Below are 20,692 nucleotides of genomic sequence, written 5' to 3' on the forward strand. Positions count from 1 at the left end.
TCGTCCCCCTCATCTCCCCCGGCCTCCCTCACTCCTAAATCCCCAGCTACGCGACTCAGAAAATACGATAATTTTAGAAACTGCTATAGCAGCTAATGCCGAAGTTATTGTAACTGGCGATTTAGATTTATTGATGCTGACAGAATTTAACAAAATTCCCATTTTGACATTTTGGCTAATAAGCTAGCTATCCGAATACTTTATTGATTTATCCTAAGCAGCAAAATCATACACTGGCGTTTCAACAATGCAGACAGGCTCTTGTTGGTTGTAAATAATCTGCTGCAACCGTTCTACCGTAGACGGTGAGAAAAATTGTTCTCCTGTCTCTGGATTTACTCGTGCAGGTACATTTTCAATTAAGTAAAATTTGCCATTCATCTGTAGTGTGTAGGTTACTGTTTGCTCTATTAGTGTCTCATTGGAGTTACTGCTCATCATTGCTTCTCCTTCGGGTAAAGTCATTGTTCCATAGGTTTGAGTTAGGCTCGTAAACGGTAATAATTTTGATTAAGGAGCGAGACGGATAGCTACATTGAACGTGAAGAGGTCGGTTTGCTTGCGTCAATTTGAAAATTCCGAGTTCTGAGCTAGTAATGAATAAAAATTGCAGTCTCATCCAGACTCACCTTGACAGCGGTATCTCCAATCTCCAGTCCCACTCCCCTGCTAGGCTAGAAATAGCCGATACAGAAAAGAGGGAATCGAGAACATGCCGCATACAATTGTTACAGAAGTCTGTGAAGGCGTAGCTGACTGCGTAGATGCCTGTCCAGTAGCTTGTATTCATGATGGCCCAGGCAAAAATGCCAAGGGAACTGATTGGTACTGGATTGACTTTGCCACTTGCATCGACTGTGGCATATGTCTCCAAGTTTGCCCAGTAGAAGGGGCGATTGTTGCAGAAGAACGACCAGAGTTGCAAAAAACTCCGTAATAGTCCATAGTCAACAGTCAATAGTCAATAGTTATGTTTGACTTGACTGTTGACCAATGACAAATGATAAATGACAAATGATAAATGACTATTTACTAGATATTCAAAATGTCCACGCTGGATACATCAAAGATGTAGATATTCTGCAAGGTGTAAATTTCCGGGTTGCACCAGGGGAATTGGTAACAGTGATTGGCCCCAATGGTGCGGGTAAATCTACTTTAGCAAAAGCAATTTTTGGGCTTTTAATCCCCCACACAGGCACAATTACCTTCAAAGGTGAAAACATCGTGGGGCTAAAGTCCAATCAAATCGTCCAACGAGGAATGTGCTACGTACCGCAAATCACCAATGTCTTCCCCTCTCTCAGTGTTGAAGAGAACTTGGAAATGGGTGCTTTTGTGCTTAACGTTCCCCTGAAACCAATCAAAGATAAAATATTTACTATGTTCCCCAGACTGAGCGATCGCCGTCGTCAACGCGCTGGTACTCTCTCTGGAGGAGAACGCCAGATGCTAGCGATGGGCAAAGCTTTGATGTTGGAACCTACTTTGCTGATTTTGGATGAACCATCTGCTGCTTTATCCCCTATGTTGGTGACACAAGTCTTTGAGCAGATTAAACAAATTAATCAGGCGGGTACTGCGATCGTACTAGTGGAACAAAATGCCCGTAAGGCTTTAGAGATGGCTAATCGTGGCTATATACTGGAGTCGGGACGCGATGCGATCTCCGGTTTTGGTCAAGAACTGTTGAATGACCCGAAAGTGGGTGAGCTATATCTGGGAGCAGGTAAGAGACATTAAATTGTTAGAGTGAACCAAAAAGCATGTTGACAGTAGTGCTTTCAGGTGTGCCGTCAGTGGCTGTAAGAGTAAATACCCGTAACTGGAATGTCCGAATGTCAATTTTACCGTTAACAATTTGACCATAACACCAGTTTAATAAGGGAACTTCACCAAGCGATAGCGATCGCTATCTATAACTTATTACCCAAGTTGCTAGTTATCGGACTCCAGGGTGCAAAGAGTCGAATGCGATGCCTGCGGTGGTCACTGAGCGGCTGGTGAGCGCACTTGTACTGAGCTTGTCCTGAGCGTAGTCGTAAAGCCTACGGCATAGCTACGCCCTAAGCGCCAGCCTCTTCAAGAGTTGGGCGCAGCCGAAGTAGTCGAACCATGCCCAAGTGCGGGCTGTTCGGTATCGCACGCAACTAGATGTACAGTTAGCGCTACGCACAACTGCAAATCAGACTCAATCAAACACTCCAGTAATGAATTATTAATTAGCATTGAGATACCGTGTAATCTGTGAGTAAATTATGATTTATCTCACACATGAGGGCTAAAATTGTAGTCTTTTAGATAGCAGCAAGCCTTATCATGGTTACCATCAAAGAACATTGCAGCACAAACAGCCGTTGTAATAATTTCTGCATTGCTCATCTCTATAAGACAATCTTCATGATCAGCGACGCCGAATAGCCCGCTGTAGGCATCGCCTTCTCTTCTCTACGAGAGGCTACGCCCTAAGCGAAGCTATGCCGCAGGCTTTACGAGACGCTACGCGAACAAGAGATCATCAGTAATAGCATAGACAGTAATTATTTCATTTAACATATGCCCCTCCTAATTTTCTGACTGGAGGGGATTTTATTACTTAAGTGACCTGAAGTGATCGCTTGGCAGCATAACTAGCATACTTGGGTTAATGCAAAAGCTATAATAATTCCTGCCACTGCCGCGACCGTCGTTTTCGATGCTCAAAGAATTCTCCCCAATAATCCTTGCGTTTCTAATCACATCTACAGCGAGTAAAAAGGTAAAACAGGACATTCATTCAGGAAAAAGTGACCAGAACGTGAATTATCGGGATCTGCCAAAACCCTCATTAAAGAAAAATGCATAGTGAGCTTCCTATATATAAATAGGACTTATGCAGAAGAGATCCCCTAACCCCCTTAAGGGACTTCCAAATAAAAAAATAATCAATCGTTTTGGTAAGCAGGGGGAGCAGGGGGAGCAGGGGGAGAAGAAATCGGATAGTCGTATTGGATTTCTTACATGAATCAAAAGCCCTCACCCTAAATCCCTCTCCCAAGCTTGGGAGAAGGACTTTGAAATTGGCTCCCCTTCTCCCAATTTTGGGAGAAGGGGTTGGGGGATGAGGGCGAATTTTGCATTTATGCAAGAGGTCTATTGGATTACAGGAATTGAGTAATTTAATTTTTGGAAGTCCCTAAAAAGTTGGCTTTTAAGATCCCCCTTTTTAACGGGAGCCACTTACTCAGAGGGGTTTCCTCAAGTGGACGATCGCGTGGGCGGGTCTTTTGACTTAAGCGGACTGGCATCAGAGTGCGCGAAGCGCACGCTACGCGAACGAGGTTTCAGGTTTTCAATGCGTAAGTTTTGATAAAGCTCTGCATCAATTTTTGATGTACTGCTGAGTCACAACAACTCCTGCAAAGCTGCGCTAGAGGAAACCTTGGGCGTTTTTGCATGGGATAAAAACGCCTATATTTCCTCTAATCAAAATTGATTGAGTGCTTTTGGCAATTTGGCATCCAAAATTTTTCTATTGCAGTTTTAATTGAGATATCAGCAGGGTTACTGGGACATTGAGAAAGTTCTACAAGGGATCGATTCCCGTCTCAAAAATCCCACCCAATGGCCAGTTGTTGACTTTTGCGCTCTGTGAACTACCCTTTTAGGGTGGATGCAGTAAACAAGCAGAGCGAACGTCACCGCTTCACCACAACTGGCTAGAAATCAAACAGAAAACACATAGTTAGGCAATCAGATCATACCAATACCGCAAGGCGGAAGTCAAAAATCAAAAGGAGCCAGTGCGTTGGGCGGCTCTGCCGACTTGAAGCAACTGGCGTTCAAAAGTCAAAAGTATTATGGAATAAGCTCTTTAGAGATTTTAAATGGTTGCTCTATTTACGCCGTAGCATACCAAAGCGATCGCCACCATTTATTGAGCCTCAAGCTGCCTTAGTTTATTATTTGCCGACACTAATAGCTTTTGAGCTTTCAGATAGGCTGTTGTGCCATTTTGCACCTTTTCTAATTGATTAATAATACTTTGCAATTGGCTCAACCCACGATTGCGCTCTCCATTATCAGCATTAGCAGGAATTGAAGCCAGCAAACTTTCGATTTCTCGTTGCGCTAATTCCATTGCCTCCACAGCATCTGCCTCAGATTGCCGCCTAACCTTAACTTGACCTAAATTAGCCTGATAAATTGCTAGTAATTTCTGTGCCTCGGTATAACCCGCCACGTCTTTTGCAGGAATCTCTTTAAGCCGCTCAATTGCCTCTATCCACAAATTTTCTATCTGTTGCCATTCAGTTACGGTGTGCGGCGGATTTTGACCAGCTTTGGCAGCTTGCCAGGAAAACTGCCGGGCTGCGGTGATTAAGGCACTGATGCGATCGTTCCCAGCTGCCAATCCAACAACTTCCTGAAACTCATGCTTATAAGTATCTAGTTGATTTTGTACAGTTTTTCCTGCTAGGGTTTGACCAGGAATCTGCTCTAATTGATTAAGCGCCGTCTGCCAAGCAACTGTTGCAGTCTGTTTATCAGTTGCTGTTGCAGCCCGTTCATATTGCTGTTTTGCATTTAAGAGGGTCTGCATATTATCGGTAAGCAAGGACTGAGCATTCTTTTCCTGAAAAACCTTAGCTTCTAGCTGCCCAACTTTACTCCGAAATGCATTAAAACCGTAGATACTAAAGCGCGAGTCGTACCACCAATATCTGTATTCTGACCAATCGTTGACAAAGGAAGTTGGCAACTGATCTAGATGTTTTTGTGTTTCTTGTAGCTTCTGTTCTCCCAAAGCCAAATCTGCTGGACTAGTAGCTTTTTCAATCAATTGTTCAGCTTGCTCGACTGATACCAACGCCTGTCGATAGTGATTATCCATGCTGATGTAGCTGGGTAGCAACAAAAAAGGCGCATGGAGCATCACCGGACGGCGAATTACCGGGTAAGGCTGGTTCGCCATCCAAATTACACCAACGGGAATGCCTATAAGTATTGCTATCCAAATAAGTCTACTACCTATACCTCGCTTGGCTTTGGTATGCAGTTGCTGAGGGGAGGTTTTGAGAACCCGCCTCTCTAACTCCATTTCATGCTCTAATTCAGCAAGGTTTTTGGGGGTTGATGGTGTTGTAGGTTTCTTCTGCACTACAGGTTGAAGGCTTGGGGCAGACGGATCTATCCCAGAGCTATTTTGAGAATTTTTACGTAGTAAATTCCAGTTTATTTTGTTTAAAAAAGTCATATCTATAGCCAGTACTATGTTAAGTATTCCCAAAAAATATAGGAAATACAAACAATAGCTCGTTTTGGCTTTTGACACGAATTATACTCTTTCGTAACCAGAAGATAATGTGTTGGAAAAACTATCTTAGTTATGACTCAATACCTTAGGTTAGTGATACTTTGCCCAGGAAGATCCCCCCAATCCACGCCACTTGCTCATGAGGGAAACCCTCTTCTCTACGAGACGCTCCGCGTTGGCGCTAGTACGCTACGGCGTAAATAGAGCAACCATTTAAAATCCCTAAAAAGTCCATTCCATAATACTTTTGACTTTTGAACGCCAGTTGCTACCCTGCGGGAACGCTAAGAGCGAACAAGTCGGCACCGGACGCCAGTCGCTCATGGGGGAAACCCCCTTGGCGCTAGCCTCTCCCTTTGGGAGAAGACCGCGCTGGCTCCCCAACGCACTGGCTCCTTTTGAATGCATGACTTCCGCCTTGCGGTACTAGCCTCTCCCTTTGGGAGAAGACCGTAGTGGCTCCCCTTAAAAAGGCTTGCTCTAATTTAAGGAGGGTTAGGCTAACTCTAGCTTTAAATTTGACAGATGATATCGAATTTACTTGATACACATAATAGTCAATATGTACAGTGTATAACTTCTAAATTCTGATGCAAGGTGAAGATTAAATGACTCTTAAATCGTGTAAAAGAGTACTCTTACATCTTGCTTAAGTCTGATATCTTCCGGAGAACAGCTTTGTTGTTGTCAGGTAGATTGATGAGTCGAATTAATGGATTTGTAGGGCGACGTGATTTCTTAAAATTCGCAAGTGTGGTAGGTATTGCGGCTACTGCTTTTGGTGATAGTTTTGGGAATACAGAGCAAACTGCTGTTGCTGATATTCATCTAGTTAACCCTAATCTAATCAGTCCTAATGAAGCTATCAGACGCTTGCTTGATGGTAATCAAAGATTTATCCATCAAAAACGTAAATACCCCGATCAATCATTAGAACATCTGCGATTAGTTGCTAAAGCTCAGTATCCCTTTGCCGCTATATTGGGCTGTGCAGATTCCAGAGTACCAGCAGAAATCGTCTTTGATCAAGGACTTGGAGATTTATTTGTCGTGCGAGTTGCTGGTAATGTCGTCAGTGATACGGTTATAGGTAGTCTGGAATACTCTACAGCAGTATTGGGTTCGCAGTTGATTGTGGTTTTGGGTCATAAAAGATGCGGTGCAGTAGCAGAAGCAATCAAAAATGAACCACTTCCTGGCAGAATTGGTTTGATTATTGAGGGCATTAAACCATCTGTAGAAAGAGTAAAGTTAAGAACGGGTGATAATATGCAAAATGCGGTTATAGCTAATATTCAATATCAGACTGAAAAATTGCAGGAAAGCTCAACGATTTTAGCTAGATTGCTCCGTGAAGATAAACTAAAAATTGTTGGCGCTTGTTACGATATTGACACTGGTAAAGTCAACATTATTACTTGAACATCTCACACTTTTTGAGCGTAGTATTCTGAATTTAATGATGTTGCAAAAAATTATTATTTATTATCAAATATTTTTTATTAATAATCTTGAAAAATAATCAAATTAATTGCTCAACTTAAAAGACTATTTCTTATACCATTTTACAAAATACCTGTAACATATACATTGGTAAGGGTGTACAACTGTACGCTCCTACACTTAGGCTACGCCAACGCAAACTCACAAAAATCCAGAAAAATCTAAAAGCAAAATACAGATCAAACTTGTAACAAATAAACCCAGCAGGGGACATATAACAAGCCCGCCTGCCAGGAAGGTATAGTATATTCTGGCCATGTTTGATCAGGTTAACGCTTATTTGTAAAAATAATTGCGTATCCCTAGATACAATAACTAAATACTTTGGAAAACACAGTTAAGAAAAGTTACTAAATAGGTTAATTTCCAATTAAAACCAACAATTTCCCAAATGGGAAGATGAGGGGACAAGGGGGACAAGAGAGAATTATTGAATAAGTTTCTTCCTTATCTCTTCCCAATACCCAATGCCCCATAATATAAGAAAGCGCTTCACACTTCTTAAATAATCAGCTTTATTAGAACAATGGCGAGAGACTTGCGGGGATTCATTAAAATTTTGGAAGAAAGAGGACAATTACGGCGGATTTCAGCTTTAGTTGACCCAGATTTAGAAATTGCTGAGATTTCCAACCGAATGCTACAAAAAGGTGGTCCAGGGTTGTTGTTTGAAAACGTCAAAGGCGCTTCCTTCCCGGTGGCGGTGAATTTGATGGGAACTGTGGAAAGGATTTGCTGGGCGATGAATATGCAGCATCCAGAGGAGTTGGAAACTCTGGGGAAAAAACTGGGTATGCTGCAACAACCAAAACCGCCGAAGAAGATTTCCCAGGCGATAGATTTTGGAAAAGTACTGTTTGACGTGGTAAAGGCGAAACCAGGACGGGACTTTTTCCCTGCTTGTCAGCAAGTTGTGCTTCAAGGTAATAATTTAGATTTACATAAGTTGCCCTTGATACGTCCTTATTCTGGTGATGCTGGCAAGATTATCACGCTGGGACTGGTAATTACCAAAGATTGTGAGACGGGTACTCCAAATGTAGGTGTGTATCGCTTGCAACTACAATCTCAGAAGACGATGACGGTTCACTGGTTATCGGTGCGGGGTGGGGCGAGGCATTTGCTAAAAGCGGCCGAACGTGGGAAGAAATTAGAAGTTGCGATCGCACTTGGTGTAGATCCTCTAATTATCATGGCAGCTGCCACACCCATTCCTGTAGATTTATCAGAATGGTTGTTTGCTGGACTTTACGGCGGTTCGGGTGTGCAGTTGGCAAAATGTAAAACCGTAGATTTGGAAGTTCCCGCAGATTCCGAATTTGTCTTGGAAGGAACGATTACACCAGGGGAAGTTTTGCCAGATGGGCCTTTTGGCGACCATATGGGTTATTACGGCGGCGTGGAGGATTCGCCGTTGATCCGCTTTGAGTGTATGACGCACCGCAAAAATCCGATTTACTTAACAACATTTAGCGGCCGTCCACCTAAAGAAGAAGCGATGATGGCGATCGCACTAAATCGTATTTATACGCCCATTCTGCGGCAACAAGTATCAGAAATTGTCGATTTCTTCCTCCCAATGGAAGCTTTGAGTTACAAAGCGGCGATTATTTCTATTGATAAAGCATATCCAGGACAAGCGCGACGGGCAGCTTTAGCGTTTTGGAGTGCTTTACCACAATTTACATATACCAAATTTGTCATTGTTGTGGATAAAGACATAAATATTCGCGATCCGCGTCAAGTTGTGTGGGCGATTAGTTCCAAAGTTGACCCAGTGCGGGATGTCTTTATATTGCCGAATACACCTTTTGATACGTTGGATTTTGCCAGTGAAAAGATTGGCTTAGGTGGACGCATGGGAATTGATGCGACTACAAAAATTCCGCCGGAAACAGACCATGAATGGGGTTCACCTTTAGAATCTGACCCAGATGTGGCGGCGATGGTAGAGAGGCGATGGGCGGAATATGGTTTGGCAGAATTACAGTTGGGAGAAGTAGACCCGAATTTGTTTGGCTATGATATGAGGTAACGTGTTAGATAGAAACTGGTAAAAATCTCTGCTGGCTATCAACTTAACTGATTTTTATCAGTCAAACTTACCCAAAAGTAACAAAATATTATAATGAAAAAGCTGGAGAACATAGCCTGATATAAATATCTCTTTGATCATCAGCAAAACCTCTTCTACCATGAAGTATTCTTGTATTATCAATCATTAAAATATCCCCTTTTTGCCACGAAATTTCCGTGGTTATTTTTTCAGCAATTTCATTAAGTTCAGAGACAACCTCTTCAGGAATTTCTGAATCATCCTCAAACTTAAGTATTTTTGGACTTAACTGCTTTGTGGGCAATAGACTATTAATAAATACTTGATACTTTCCACATCTGCTGGGGATAATGGCTGAAGAAATGTATTCAAGTATAATTGATTGATCATTATTTACTGTCAGATGTGTATTATTCTTCTGACACATCTCTTGTAATGTATTCAAGTTATTGGTTTGGTATTTTTTCTGCCAATCCTCTTTAGATATCCGAACAGTAAATTTTAACTTCTTTTTGCTGAATAACTCTTTGGTTGAACTACTAATTTCATTAAAAAATTGTCTGCCATCACATACCGTAGTTTCACCATCTTTTAATGGGGGATTAGCACAAAAAAACCACAGCATAAGTGGGATATTCTGCTGATAATACATTTCTCCGTGCAACTTAATTTCAGACTTAAAATCATTTACGCTTAAAAGAGTCTGATCTCCATTAATTACCCTTCTAGTGAATGCACCACCAGCAGAATTTATAAAATCGATACTCAAGAGATTAGTAAATGCTTTAAAAGTGTCAGTATCAACATCAAACCCTCTAAAAAGTAAAATCCCATTAGCTTTAAATAGGCTAATAATTTCTTGTTTGTCTAATTCTAAAATACTGACATTATCGAGATTAATAATCTCTTGACCTATGGCATCTGATATAGGCTGTATCTTGGTATTCATATAACTTAATAAAAGTTTGTCTAAATTTGAACTCCCTGTTGGCGTTAACTACACCATATACTGACATTTTAATACTCAATATGTTATTGTGTTGCATCCATCTGCGTAGGCGTAGCCCGTCGTAGACATCGCAATACTAAATTTTGTAACATTAAAAATGTTATTACAGTACTAAAATCCCTTTTAAAGAATTACGTTACAAAGTTAATCCTAATTTCTTTGGGTAGATTCTGAGAGAGAAATAAGACTACAGCCTTAGTTACTGATGCCAAAAAATTAGAGAAATTATGACAAAAAAAGTGAAAAATCCAGCATCAAAGTTAGTGATAAGATTAACATTCAGTTGTATTAGTGTGATACTCAATACAGGCATAGCTCATCAAATAGGTTTAGCAAAATCAACTAATCCTCAAAAGTGCAATATTCTTGCCTACGTCACCGATACAGATCCGCAAGGTTTAAATGTGCGGAGTGGTGCAAGTACAGATAACACAATTATAGGGCAAATACCCATCAACGAAACAGTTCAGGTTATTGGTGCTGCTGGAGATTGGGTACAGATTACTAATGCTAGTGATGGTTTTCAAGGAACTGGATGGGTATTTGTGCCAAAATTAGGCTTAACAACGCGGGGCTATGGTACTAATGGCGTGGATTTATATGCTAGTACCAGTCAACAAAGTCTAAAAGTGCGAAGAATTCCTGCTAATACGGCTGTCAAATTGTTAGGCTGTCAGAAAGATTGGGCGCAGGTAGAATATCAAGGTGTTAAGGGTTGGTTAACAAGGGAAGATCAATGTGGTGCAGCCCTTACCAGTTGTTCTTAGAACCCCACCCCGCTCTTCGAGAGGGGGCTATGAGAATTACTTTTAAAATTTTGGTTTTGAGATGTTTGTTATGGCTTATCCATTTCCAGGAATGAACCCGTATTTAGAAGATCCTGAATTATGGCCAGGAGTACATGGGAGACTAATAGTAGCGATCACAGATTATCTTTCTCCTCAACTACGTCCCAAATATTTTGTCGCCATTGAAGAACGAATTTATCAAACTACTGGCAATGATAAACTCTTGATTGGTATTCCTGATGTAATAGTACAAAATTCACAGACAACAATAAATTCTAAGATACCGAATATAGCTGTAGCTACACCTGCCGTTCAACCTAAAACGGTGACAGTTCCCATATCTGAGATAGTGAAGGAGAGATATTTAGAGGTGCGAAAGGTAGGAACAAAAGAAGTAGTGACAGTGATTGAAATTCTCTCACCTAAAAATAAACGTACAGGAGAAGGACGCAACGCATACGAAACTAAGCGACAACGAGTATTGGGAAGTTCAACACATCTGGTTGAAATCGATTTCTTGCGTGCTGGGGAACCAATGTTAGTTTTTGGAGATGGTACGCAAAATGATAATCGGATTTTGGTTAGTCGGGCAGAAAATCGCCCCCAATCTGATTTATATTCCTTTGATTTGCAAGATGTAATTCCCTCATTTCTTTTACCTTTACAAACTGGTGATAGTGAACCCTTAGTAGATTTGCAGAGTTTATTAGCTGGGATTTATGACCGTGCCAGTTATGATTTGGTAATAGATTACAGTCAAGAGCCAGTGTCACAATTGTCAGAAGAGAATGCAGTTTGGGCAAACGCTTTGTTACGGGAGAAAGGACTCCGTTAAAAAAGAAGTCACTATCAAATTGTAGTTTGTCGTGGCGATCGCCGTCCTTATGCTGACTTATATGCTTTTAATTTACAAGATATAATTTCATCTTTTCCCATACCTTTGCGTTCTGGAGATACGGAACCAGCTATAAGTTTGCAGACATTGTTAAATGAGGTATATGACATCTACGGCTATGATTTGGTAGTAGATTACAGTCAACAACCAGTATCAGGTTTGTCAGAAGCTGATGCAGCTTGGGTGGATGCGCTATTGCGGGAGAAGGATTTACGGTAGTGCGATCGTTTATAGGAATTTGTAGATTTATGTTGATTGATTGGGAATACTAACTTTGGATTCCTAATTAGATAAAATCAAATTCCTACAAAAATGGACTGGATAACTACACTTAGGGCACAACAAGCTGACTTTATCGAAAGACTAAAATCTGGTTGCTTATTATATTGTGACAAGGAAGGTCAACACAGTGAATTAACTGTCATCTCCGGGGAGAGATTAGAGAGACTACGGCATTTTTGCTGGCAGATGGCTGAAAAGTATAAGAAAACCTCTTCAGTCCGTAATGTTTTTATTAATAACTTAAAAGGAAAACTGGGTGAATAAGTTGTTAAAGACCGTTTAGGAAAGTTGGTGACAGAAATTGATTATGAAAAAAGACTTAGTGGAGATGGCAAAGTAGATTTTACTCTAAATTATAACCCATCTGTGGGTATTCAAGTAAAAGCTCGTCATGGCAGTATTGACAAGGTGAAATGGTGGATTAGCAAAGAGTAAATTGAGAAAAATACCATTTTAGTATGTATTTAAATTCGAGAATCAGTCAATGAAGCGCAGCCTAAGTATAATTTGGTATCGGCTGGTTTTTTGCCTACCACTATGATTGATGTTACTAATGATACAGCTTCATTAGGAATAGATGCATTGCTATATATTAGTGGTTTACACAGTTATATATCAAGCTTGAATTCTCCTAAAGATAAAGTTATTTTGCCAGCCAATAAATTCACAAAAGACAAAAGTGAAAAGGAGCAGACTGAGGATCAAAAAAATATCAATAAAAAATATATAGAATATCAAACTATTAGCTTAGTAATTGATTACTTGCTGCTTGGCAATTCATGTTTAGAACAATATGATTATCAAGGTGCATTAGTTAACTATAATCAAGTTTTACAACTTAATCCAAATATAGCTGATGCTTATCTAGGTCGTGCTTGTACTCGTTGTAGGATAGGTGATATTCAAGGTGCTAAAGATGATTTTGAGCAGGCAATTTTAATTAATCCGGTTGATGCTCAATTGTACTTTAATAGAGGAAGTTTTCACTATGATACAGGAAACATTAATGATGCTATTGAAGATTATAATCAAGGTATAAAAATTAACAATAATAATTTTTATGCTTTTTTTATGCGTGGTAATATATATTACGAGCTAGGAAATAAAAAAGCAGCTATTGAAGATTATACTCAGTCACTAAGAATTAATCCCAAATCGGCCGAAGCTTACTTTAATCGAGGGTTCCTCCATTATCAGACTAGAGATACACAAAAGGCAATTGAAGATTTTACTGAAGCAATAAGCATTGACAATAAGAAAATTGAAGCTTACTTTTGGCGTGGAATTGCTCGTTATGATAGACGAATAGATAAAGGAGCTATTATAGACTTTACTCAAGTAATAAAGCTAGACCCTAATCAAGCTTCGGCATATGTGAGAAGAGGTATTGTTTTTGATCAGATAAGGGAATACGAAAAGGCTATTGAGGATTTTGATTCAGCACTGATAATTAATCCTAACTTTGCTGAAGCATATGAAAATCGAGGGGCTGTTTATCGTCAGTTAGGGCATATGCCATATGCAATTAGAAATTTGCAAAAAGCTGCTAATTTTTACGACAAACAAGGTAAGGACGAAGCTTATCAAAGAGTACTAGATATGCTGAGGCAAGTTTATGAATTACAAAATTTCTTATAATTAATCATTACAGTTTTGATCACCCCACATGGAAATCAAATCAGTTCAGCGATGAACTATGGGGTTGCGAAGTCAAATTCAAGTTTCCCATTGTAAAATTACTTGAATATAGCCAAGAATGGACAGAATTAGAAGCAAGTTATAACCCATTTGCTACAGTAGTTATGGCTCATTTGAAGGCAAAGGAAACACGCCAAGATGACCAAGGGCGCAAACGGTGGAAGCTTGATTTAACAAAACGACTTTACGAAAAAGGTTATCAGCGCGAAGATATAATCAACCTATTTCGGTTTATCGATTGGGTGATGAAATTACCTGAAGAATTAGATAACAGTTTTTGGCAAGAAGTAACTCAATATGAGGAGGAAAAGAAAATGCCGTATATTACCAGCGTAGAAAGAAGGGGTATTGAACAAGGTATTGAACAGGGAAAAAGAGAAGGACTCCTTGAAGGTATTGAAATAAGTTTAGAACTAAAATTTGGCAGAGAAGGGTTAACAATATTACCAGAAATTGTCCAAATACAGAACGTAGAGATATTAAGGGCTATTCTCACTAGTATCAAAACTGTGAATTCTCTAGAAGAACTCCGGCAAATCTATCAATAATTTACTACTCATATTCAACCGTAAAAAGTAGCGATGTCTGACGAGAGGCTACTATGTCCTAATACACTGCCTTTCTGCAAAAGTAATTGCGTTAATTTAAATTAAGATATAATATATAATATTAAGCAACTTTTGGGAATATCACCCAAGCTAATTAAAAGGTTTACGCCGAATGGATATTTTAATAGAATAATCTCATCAAAAGATTCGCAGAAACATAAATGGACTGGATTACACTACTGCGATCGCTACAGTCTGATTTTATTAAAAGGTTAACATCTGGTTGTCTGCTTCATTGTGAAACAGAAGGTCAATATAGTGAATTAACTATAATCTCTGGAGAGAGATTAAAGGCACTACGGGAATTTTGCTGGCTGATGGCTGAGAAATATAAGCGTGTTTCGCCAGTGCGTGACGTTTTTATTAGCTATCTCAAAGGGAAGTTGGGTGAGGAAGTTGTCAAAGAACGTTTAGCTGATTTTATTACCGAAGTCGATTATGAAAAGCGATTCGGCGGCGATGGTAATATAGATTTTACCTTGACTTCTGACCCATCTATTGGTATAGAAGTTAAATCTCGTCATGGTCAGATTGATAGAGTTAGATGGTCAATTAGTTCTGAAGAGGTTGAAAAAAATGCAGTTGTAGTTTGCATTTTGATTCAAGAAGATGTGAGTGAAGCACAATCTGAGTATCACCTTTTTTTGGCTGGCTTTCTGCCAACCCAGATGATTAAGTTGAAGACTGGTAAAATTTCATTTGGGATAGAACAATTACTGTATGGTGGTGGTTTATGGTGCTATCTAGAACAGTTGCAATCTTCTATAAATAATTCTTCTAAGCAACAACCATCAATTTACAAATATCTCCCGAAGCCGGAAATTGCATTTAAGCCAACTAATAATCAGTTGCTCAAATCTTCCTTTCAACCTGAATTAGAGAACTCTTTACAATATCGTGATGAAGATTTAAATATACTTTATGTAAAATTAGGTGATGAATGTTTTGAAAAAGGAGAATATCCGAATGCGATCGCCAACTATAATCAAGCCTTACAAGTTAAATCTAGCGATGTTGATTTATATTATAAACGAGGTTTAGCTCACTATCAAATAGGAGATTATGAAGCTGCGATCGCAGATTATTCTCAGGCAATTCAGATGAATCTTCATGATGCTAAATCTTATAATAAACGAGGTTTAGCTCTATCTCAACTGGGGCGATTAGAAGAAGCAATTCATGATTATACTCAGGCCATCAGAATTAATCCTAACGTTGCCGTAGCTTATAAAAACAGGGCTGAAGCTCGTTCTCATGTAGGAGATAACCAAGGAGCAATTGAAGATTATACCGAGGCTATTAAAATTAATCCCGATTATGCTGATGCTTATAAAAACCGTGGAATTGCTCGTTATTTATTAGGCTCTCAACCGGGATTTCCTCAAGCAATCAAGATTAATCCTAAAGATGCCATCGCTTATAAAAAACGTGGTAATGCTCGTTCTGATTTAGGAGATTTTGAAGGAGCAATTGAAGATTATACTCAGGCAATACAGATTAATCGTAATTATGCCGATGCTTATTACAACTGTGGGAATGCTCGTTCTGATTTAGGAGATTTTCAGGGAGCAATTGAAGATTATACTCAAGCAATACAGATTAATTTAAATTATGCAGATGCTTATTACAATCGTGGCAATATCCGTTTAGAAATAGCAGATAAACAGGGAGCAATTGAAGATTTTCAAAAAGCGGCAGATATCTATCGTCAAGAAGGTAAACTAGAAGCACTCAAAGATACACGAGAAAGAATATTAGATTTAGAAATAGAAGAATCATTAGATATTTTAAAGTTTTAGAAAATCGATGAATTCAGATAATTAGCAATTTTTAGGTAGACTCAAGATCCCCGACTTCGTAAAAGTTATCGGGGATCTAACTTTTCAGTTAAATTCAGAAATATTGGGTTGAGCGCCTATTTACTTAGCTTACAAAATCGCTCCACTTTCTTTCAAATAAACCCGTGTAAATGGTTCATCTTCAGCCAAAGTATAATCTTCAATCAACCCTTTACGACGCACAGAAATGTCGTTGCCTTTTCTAATCACCACAGTAGAACCATCGAAGACATCCCGCACTAGGATCATCTCAGTTTCGGTGGGATTATCCAAAACTACGATATTACTACTCCGGTAAAACATGCCCTCTTCATTTAGGATGTCTTCCGCATACTCAGCAATCAGCAAATCAAGTTTTGGATGACGCAGCAAAGTTTGGACGTTGCTGTTGTAATTTTTGCTTAATACTTTTTTCGAGCGATTTACAAAAACTGCATCACGACAAACAGCGCCTATTGTCCAGTCAGGATGTTGTAAAAGGATATGGTCAATCGTTGCTTGCAGTTCTTCAACCGAGATTTTATTAAAGGTAATAATTGGTATCCTAGCATCTGTACCCGACTCAAAAAAGGTTTCTAAGATATGGGAAGGCACATCAACGCTTTCACCAACAGAAGGTTTTAGATGCATTAAAACGCCTGGTGCAGCGTTGATTTCCAAGATGGCAAAGTTACTGGACTTCCAAGATTCTGAGAGACTTTTGGTAATCACATCAATACCAAGGCAAGTCAGCTGGAAATATTGGGCAATATCTTGCGCCAAGATAATATTGTCATCATGAACTGTCTGGGTTGCATCGATGCTTATACCTCCGGCTGAAAGATTGGCGACTTTACGCAAGTAAACAGTGCGTCCCTTCTCAATCACACTGTCTAATGATAAGCGCTGTTCGTTTAGGTAGAGTTCCATCGCTTCATCTATCTGAATTTTACTCATCGGCGAGGTGGGTGAGTCTAAACGTGCAGGTTTGCGGTTCTCTTGGCGAATTAATTCTGCAAGCGTTAAATACCCATCACCGACAACCGATGCTGGACGGCGTTCTGTGGCGGCGACGAATCTACCATTGACACACAACAAGCGAAAATCTGATCCGGAAATACTTTTCTCAACAATTATCCGAGTTAGCTGGTCTTCGGGAATCGCTGCCAGTGCTCTATTATAAGCAGATAGCAGTTCTTTTGAGTCTTGTATGTCAGCCGTAACACCAATTCCTTTGTGACCAACCACTGGCTTAACTGCCACTGGGTAACCAATTTGTCTTGCTGCCGCCAAGGCTTCCTTTTCAGAAAAGACGATATTGCCTTCAGGGACTGGGAAACCCAAAGTTTTTAAAAATGCCTTGCAGTCATCTTTGCGGGTGGTAAACTCCGAATCTAGATGACTATCACAGTTAAATGTTGTTGCTACCCCCCGGACATGTTTTTTTCCCAAGCCGTACTGCATCAATCCTTCTTCCCACAAATAAAAGGCCGGAATACCTTTTTCGTAGGCTGTTCGCAATAGAGCGTAAACCGTGGGGCCACCATAGACAGATGCGCGAAATCTATTTTGCAGCTTCACTAACTGCTCATCAAAGGTAAAGTCTTCGTCTTGAGTAATGGCTTCAAACCAATCCCAAACAAAATAAGCTACTTCTCTAGTTGTGCGTTCATGTAGTGATTGGACACTAATCCGCACCAAATCTGGATATGGCTTAACACTCCAATGGTTAAGGTGCAAATCCATGTCCAGTTTTCCAACTTCGGATACAACTTGGGCAAATAAATGAGCATAAGATTCATAGGTTTGGCTGCCCAAGTGTGGATAGCGATCGCCAATCCTTGTAATATAATCTTCAATGGGCAAAGGCTCTCTAGAGTCAATTAGAGCAAAGTCAAATACCAGCGCCCCTGTATCTAAATAGGGGTTGGGCCCAACATAATGCTTGAAGTTGAAAATATCGAATACATCCGTTCTTCTAGCATTAATGCGGACTAAATCACTGCTTTTTTGTAGAACCATTGATTACGAACCTTTGGCTAAACACCCTGAAATTTAGATGCTGAGTTATGGTTACTCAGACTTATTGATTGTAGATTGATTCAGATTAATTTTGAAGAGTGATGGCAAAGCCATTGATCTAATCAGAACCCACCCTAACCCTATCAGTAAGCATTTTCAACTATCCCAAGGCATAATTAAACCCCCGTTCCTCAGTAAAGAATAAAGAACAGTCTATTCATCCTCATGATGAGTCAAAAATATAACCTTTGAAAGGTGCAACACTCACCAAATTATTTGTATAATTAAATCTGCGGTATCGAAAAGACAGCAAAGTATGAATAGCACACAAGCTGCTCTAAGAGATGAAATTCGAGAACTTGCTGAGGAAGCTTTTCACCAAAAGCTGATCTCTGGGCATGGTGATGGCCCGGACATGAATGAGTATCAAATTGTCTACCAAGGCAAACCCAGGCATCTCCCACTAGAACAAGCACGTTTTTTCTTAACTAACTTGCTTTACAGAAGTCGCATTCATTAGGACTTGTCATTAGATATCTAATTGTACCCAGCTAGAGTTAATACCAAATACTCATAATTGCACGATAAATTTCCAATCGGCAATTAGCAGAATAGTCAACAATGCCTCTAGAAGATTTCTCTAGAGGCAGTTGGTGTTCTGGGTTTTATTTAGTAAGGGAAAATTAATTTTGATGATAGTTATTTTTTAGGTAATTTTCCGGAAAAATCTTTTGGTCTAATTGCGCTTGCAAATTTTAATACTACTTCTATCAGCTAATCTACCAAAGGGATACTTGTATAATTTTAATTGTCATGGTTTAGTGAGATTTATTAACTCAAATCAGGGGGCATTATGGTACAGAGTAATATCAAACGGCAGTTGGTAATTATTGGGGGAGCTGAAGACAAAGAAGGAGATTCCATAATTCTGCGAGACTTTGTGCGACGCTCTGGGGGTATCAAGGCGCACATTGTGATTATCACGGCGGCGACAGAATTACCAAAAGAAGTGGGAGAAAATTATATTAGAGTATTTGAGCGGCTGGGAGCCGAGAATGTTCGCATTATTGATACAGAAACGCGCGAAGATGCATCTTCATCTACCGCATTAGAAGCAATTAATAAAGCAACTGGGGTATTTTTTACTGGGGGAGACCAAGCTCGGATTACCAGTATCCTCAAAGATACCGAAATTGATGCAGCGATTCACAAACGGTTCTCTGAAGGTGTAGTTATCGCAGGCACCAGCGCGGGTGCTGCCGTGATGCCAGATGTAATGATTGTGGAAGGCGACTCAGAAACACATCCAAGGATTGAAGCTGTTGAAATGGGTCCTGGTCTAGGCTTTTTACCAGGGGTGGTAATTGACCAGCATTTTTCCCAGCGCGGACGCTTGGGACGCTTAATTTCAGCTTTGATACTACAGCCTGCTGTTTTGGGATTTGGTATTGACGAGAATACCGCTATGGTAGTGATAGATAACCAAATTGAAGTGATTGGCCAAGGCGCTGTCACTATTGTTGATGAATCAGAAGCTACATACAACAATATGGGCGAAATTTTGAAGGATGAGTCTTTGGCGATTTGCGGAGCAAAGCTTCATATTTTGCCACATGGCTTCAAATTTGACTTGAAAACTCGCCAGCCCATCCTAAATAATGGCTCTGTTGCAAATCTCTCTGTACCTGTTGGTGCAACCAACACTTAACTTTTAGCAAGTGCATTTAAATTGAGTAAGTAATTAAGACTTGAAGATTAGTGACATTTATCTCTTGAATATCCTCCCAATTACTCTCAGAAATAGCGGACATAGCGCCGCTTTTTCTGGAGGAAAGGGGGGATTAATTATTAATACTATTTATCTTAACTTCAGCAAACTTTTACAACTAAGCAAGCAAGAATTAATTAAACTATGTGACGAATGTAAAATTACCTAAACTTGCTTGTAGTAAGGGCTGAAGCTCTTACAAATTAAGTAAATTCAAAGTGGTATCAACTTCTATGACAATCTATTTTTATAGCACTCGTGAAGAATATGGCTGTTTCTCTAACTTTTCGCCCCACGGCTTTGAATTAGATCGATTGTATTGGCCAACTAGCGAACACTACTTTCAAGCGCAAAAGTTTGTTTGTGGGTACACCTCATATAGAACAAATCCGCCTAGTTAAAACACCTAAAGATGCGGCAAGAATGGGGCGTGAGAAAACCCGTCCCTTACGTAAAGATTGGGAACAAGTTAAAGACGACATCATGCGGCAAGCTGTGCTATGTAAATTTAAAACTCATAGAGATATCAGGGATATCTTACTTTCCACAGGCAATGCAGAAATTGTTGAAAACTCGCCGATCGATTTTTACTGGGGTTGCGGGGCCGATGGTAGTGGTAAAAACATGCTAGGAAAAATTTTAATGGAGGTGCGAGAAATCCTGCACCATACATACAGCGCAGATGTTGATAATAGAACTGTTAAATAATATTGTTGCTATGAATGCTTGCCCCAGTATCGACTCCTATAATCCAAATTGAAGGAGAGATAGGCAATTAAAGGCGTGAAACTAAGATTACTAGGCTCAAACTTTTAGTAGTACATTGCGTTGAAAAAATATTTTTATATCTTCTAGTTTTAAAGACACTAAAGACACACTCGCCTAAACTTCTGAAATGTAGATTATTGTTGAATAGGTTACAGCAGTTTTCATGTATTTGAACCACATCT

General features: G+C 39.7%; 16 protein-coding genes and 3 pseudogenes. 15 read left to right on the forward strand and 4 right to left on the reverse strand.

The window, feature by feature from the left end; genetic code table 11:
- Window positions 1–187 (forward strand): annotated as a pseudogene (locus Q0541_RS15945) (hypothetical protein); the annotation flags it as partial.
- 26 nt (window positions 188–213) lie between these two features.
- On the opposite strand, the gene Q0541_RS15950 reads toward Q0541_RS15945, so the two are convergent.
- A complete protein-coding gene (locus Q0541_RS15950; protein WP_298911722.1) occupies window positions 214–465 on the reverse strand; it encodes a hypothetical protein in 252 nt (83 codons plus the stop codon).
- 247 nt (window positions 466–712) lie between these two features.
- On the opposite strand from Q0541_RS15950, the gene Q0541_RS15955 reads away from it, so the two are divergent.
- Window positions 713–937: a ferredoxin family protein gene (locus Q0541_RS15955; RefSeq protein ID WP_298911724.1), complete on the forward strand. Its 225-nt coding sequence runs from the start codon at window positions 713–715 to the stop codon at window positions 935–937.
- A gap of 77 nt (window positions 938–1,014) precedes the next feature.
- The gene (locus tag Q0541_RS15960) at window positions 1,015–1,743 is read left to right on the forward strand and encodes an ABC transporter ATP-binding protein (RefSeq protein ID WP_298911726.1); all 729 of its coding nucleotides are present in this window, start codon (window positions 1,015–1,017) and stop codon (window positions 1,741–1,743) included.
- A 2,170-nt stretch (window positions 1,744–3,913) separates the two neighbouring features.
- On the opposite strand, the gene Q0541_RS15965 is transcribed toward Q0541_RS15960, so the two are convergent.
- Entirely contained in the window at window positions 3,914–5,236 is a 1,323-nt protein-coding gene (locus Q0541_RS15965) for a hypothetical protein (RefSeq protein ID WP_298911728.1), read from the reverse strand.
- A gap of 759 nt (window positions 5,237–5,995) precedes the next feature.
- Between Q0541_RS15965 and Q0541_RS15970 the strand changes: the two genes are divergently transcribed.
- Together Q0541_RS15970 and Q0541_RS15975 are read left to right on the forward strand one after the other, a co-directional pair.
- Window positions 5,996–6,718, forward strand: a complete 723-nt coding sequence (locus Q0541_RS15970; RefSeq protein WP_298911730.1) for a carbonic anhydrase — start codon at window positions 5,996–5,998, stop codon at window positions 6,716–6,718.
- Between the two features lie 607 nt (window positions 6,719–7,325).
- Window positions 7,326–8,834, forward strand: a complete 1,509-nt coding sequence (locus tag Q0541_RS15975) for a UbiD family decarboxylase (protein ID WP_298911732.1) — start codon at window positions 7,326–7,328, stop codon at window positions 8,832–8,834.
- Between the two features lie 88 nt (window positions 8,835–8,922).
- Here the strand turns inward: Q0541_RS15975 and Q0541_RS15980 are convergent, their stop codons facing one another.
- Window positions 8,923–9,804 carry a TauD/TfdA family dioxygenase gene (locus Q0541_RS15980; protein ID WP_298911734.1) on the reverse strand — a complete coding sequence of 294 codons (882 nt, stop codon included), beginning with the start codon at window positions 9,802–9,804 and terminating at the stop codon, window positions 8,923–8,925.
- 287 nt (window positions 9,805–10,091) lie between these two features.
- Between Q0541_RS15980 and Q0541_RS15985 the strand changes: the two genes are divergently transcribed.
- The 7 genes and pseudogenes from Q0541_RS15985 (at window position 10,092) to Q0541_RS16015 (ending at window position 15,934) form a co-directional block, all read left to right on the forward strand.
- Window positions 10,092–10,631 (forward strand): SH3 domain-containing protein, encoded by a 540-nt coding sequence (locus Q0541_RS15985; RefSeq protein ID WP_298911736.1) that lies wholly within the window; start codon window positions 10,092–10,094, stop codon window positions 10,629–10,631.
- Window positions 10,632–10,701: 70 nt separating this feature from the next.
- On the forward strand, window positions 10,702–11,487 hold the full coding sequence (locus tag Q0541_RS15990) for a DUF4058 family protein (RefSeq protein ID WP_298911738.1): 786 nt from the start codon (window positions 10,702–10,704) through the stop codon (window positions 11,485–11,487).
- A gap of 15 nt (window positions 11,488–11,502) precedes the next feature.
- A pseudogene (locus Q0541_RS15995) lies at window positions 11,503–11,766 on the forward strand (DUF4058 family protein); the annotation flags it as partial.
- Window positions 11,767–12,120: 354 nt separating this feature from the next.
- Window positions 12,121–12,264 (forward strand): hypothetical protein, encoded by a 144-nt coding sequence (locus tag Q0541_RS16000; protein ID WP_298911740.1) that lies wholly within the window; start codon window positions 12,121–12,123, stop codon window positions 12,262–12,264.
- 102 nt (window positions 12,265–12,366) lie between these two features.
- Window positions 12,367–13,467 carry a tetratricopeptide repeat protein gene (locus tag Q0541_RS16005; RefSeq protein WP_298911743.1) on the forward strand — a complete coding sequence of 367 codons (1,101 nt, stop codon included), beginning with the start codon at window positions 12,367–12,369 and terminating at the stop codon, window positions 13,465–13,467.
- 164 nt (window positions 13,468–13,631) lie between these two features.
- Window positions 13,632–14,075 carry a hypothetical protein gene (locus tag Q0541_RS16010; protein WP_298911746.1) on the forward strand — a complete coding sequence of 148 codons (444 nt, stop codon included), beginning with the start codon at window positions 13,632–13,634 and terminating at the stop codon, window positions 14,073–14,075.
- Window positions 14,076–14,296: 221 nt separating this feature from the next.
- Window positions 14,297–15,934, forward strand: a complete 1,638-nt coding sequence (locus Q0541_RS16015; RefSeq protein ID WP_298911749.1) for a tetratricopeptide repeat protein — start codon at window positions 14,297–14,299, stop codon at window positions 15,932–15,934.
- A gap of 129 nt (window positions 15,935–16,063) precedes the next feature.
- On the opposite strand, the gene Q0541_RS16020 is transcribed toward Q0541_RS16015, so the two are convergent.
- Entirely contained in the window at window positions 16,064–17,974 is a 1,911-nt protein-coding gene (locus Q0541_RS16020) for an acetate--CoA ligase family protein (RefSeq protein WP_298911752.1), read from the reverse strand.
- 316 nt (window positions 17,975–18,290) lie between these two features.
- Between Q0541_RS16020 and Q0541_RS16025 the strand changes: the two genes are divergently transcribed.
- The 3 genes and pseudogenes from Q0541_RS16025 to Q0541_RS16035 all read left to right on the forward strand — a co-directional run bounded on the left by Q0541_RS16025 (window position 18,291) and on the right by Q0541_RS16035 (window position 20,450).
- Complete coding sequence (locus Q0541_RS16025) at window positions 18,291–18,494, forward strand: hypothetical protein (protein WP_229483945.1); 204 nt, start codon at window positions 18,291–18,293, stop codon at window positions 18,492–18,494.
- A gap of 333 nt (window positions 18,495–18,827) precedes the next feature.
- The gene (locus tag Q0541_RS16030) at window positions 18,828–19,682 is read left to right on the forward strand and encodes a cyanophycinase (RefSeq protein WP_298911761.1); all 855 of its coding nucleotides are present in this window, start codon (window positions 18,828–18,830) and stop codon (window positions 19,680–19,682) included.
- Window positions 19,683–19,975: 293 nt separating this feature from the next.
- A pseudogene (locus Q0541_RS16035) lies at window positions 19,976–20,450 on the forward strand (NADAR family protein).
- Window positions 20,451–20,692 lie beyond the last annotated feature (242 nt).

It is taken from the genome of uncultured Nostoc sp. (genome assembly GCF_937863485.1).
GTDB lineage: Bacteria > Cyanobacteriota > Cyanobacteriia > Cyanobacteriales > Nostocaceae > Nostoc.

What these genes read in the sequence shown, in the direction of transcription:
- Q0541_RS15950 (WP_298911722.1), bottom strand. Translation starts at nt 465, where the DNA reads ATGACTTTACCCGAAGGAGAAGCAATGATGAGCAGTAACTCCAATGAG.
- Q0541_RS15955 (WP_298911724.1), top strand. Translation starts at nt 713, where the DNA reads ATGCCGCATACAATTGTTACAGAAGTCTGTGAAGGCGTAGCTGACTGC.
- Q0541_RS15960 (WP_298911726.1), top strand. Translation starts at nt 1,015, where the DNA reads ATGATAAATGACTATTTACTAGATATTCAAAATGTCCACGCTGGATAC.
- Q0541_RS15965 (WP_298911728.1), bottom strand. Translation starts at nt 5,236, where the DNA reads ATGACTTTTTTAAACAAAATAAACTGGAATTTACTACGTAAAAATTCT.
- Q0541_RS15970 (WP_298911730.1), top strand. Translation starts at nt 5,996, where the DNA reads ATGAGTCGAATTAATGGATTTGTAGGGCGACGTGATTTCTTAAAATTC.
- Q0541_RS15975 (WP_298911732.1), top strand. Translation starts at nt 7,326, where the DNA reads ATGGCGAGAGACTTGCGGGGATTCATTAAAATTTTGGAAGAAAGAGGA.
- Q0541_RS15980 (WP_298911734.1), bottom strand. Translation starts at nt 9,804, where the DNA reads ATGAATACCAAGATACAGCCTATATCAGATGCCATAGGTCAAGAGATT.
- Q0541_RS15985 (WP_298911736.1), top strand. Translation starts at nt 10,092, where the DNA reads ATGACAAAAAAAGTGAAAAATCCAGCATCAAAGTTAGTGATAAGATTA.
- Q0541_RS15990 (WP_298911738.1), top strand. Translation starts at nt 10,702, where the DNA reads ATGGCTTATCCATTTCCAGGAATGAACCCGTATTTAGAAGATCCTGAA.
- Q0541_RS16005 (WP_298911743.1), top strand. Translation starts at nt 12,367, where the DNA reads ATGATTGATGTTACTAATGATACAGCTTCATTAGGAATAGATGCATTG.
- Q0541_RS16010 (WP_298911746.1), top strand. Translation starts at nt 13,632, where the DNA reads ATGGCTCATTTGAAGGCAAAGGAAACACGCCAAGATGACCAAGGGCGC.
- Q0541_RS16015 (WP_298911749.1), top strand. Translation starts at nt 14,297, where the DNA reads ATGGACTGGATTACACTACTGCGATCGCTACAGTCTGATTTTATTAAA.
- Q0541_RS16020 (WP_298911752.1), bottom strand. Translation starts at nt 17,974, where the DNA reads ATGGTTCTACAAAAAAGCAGTGATTTAGTCCGCATTAATGCTAGAAGA.
- Q0541_RS16025 (WP_229483945.1), top strand. Translation starts at nt 18,291, where the DNA reads ATGAATAGCACACAAGCTGCTCTAAGAGATGAAATTCGAGAACTTGCT.
- Q0541_RS16030 (WP_298911761.1), top strand. Translation starts at nt 18,828, where the DNA reads ATGGTACAGAGTAATATCAAACGGCAGTTGGTAATTATTGGGGGAGCT.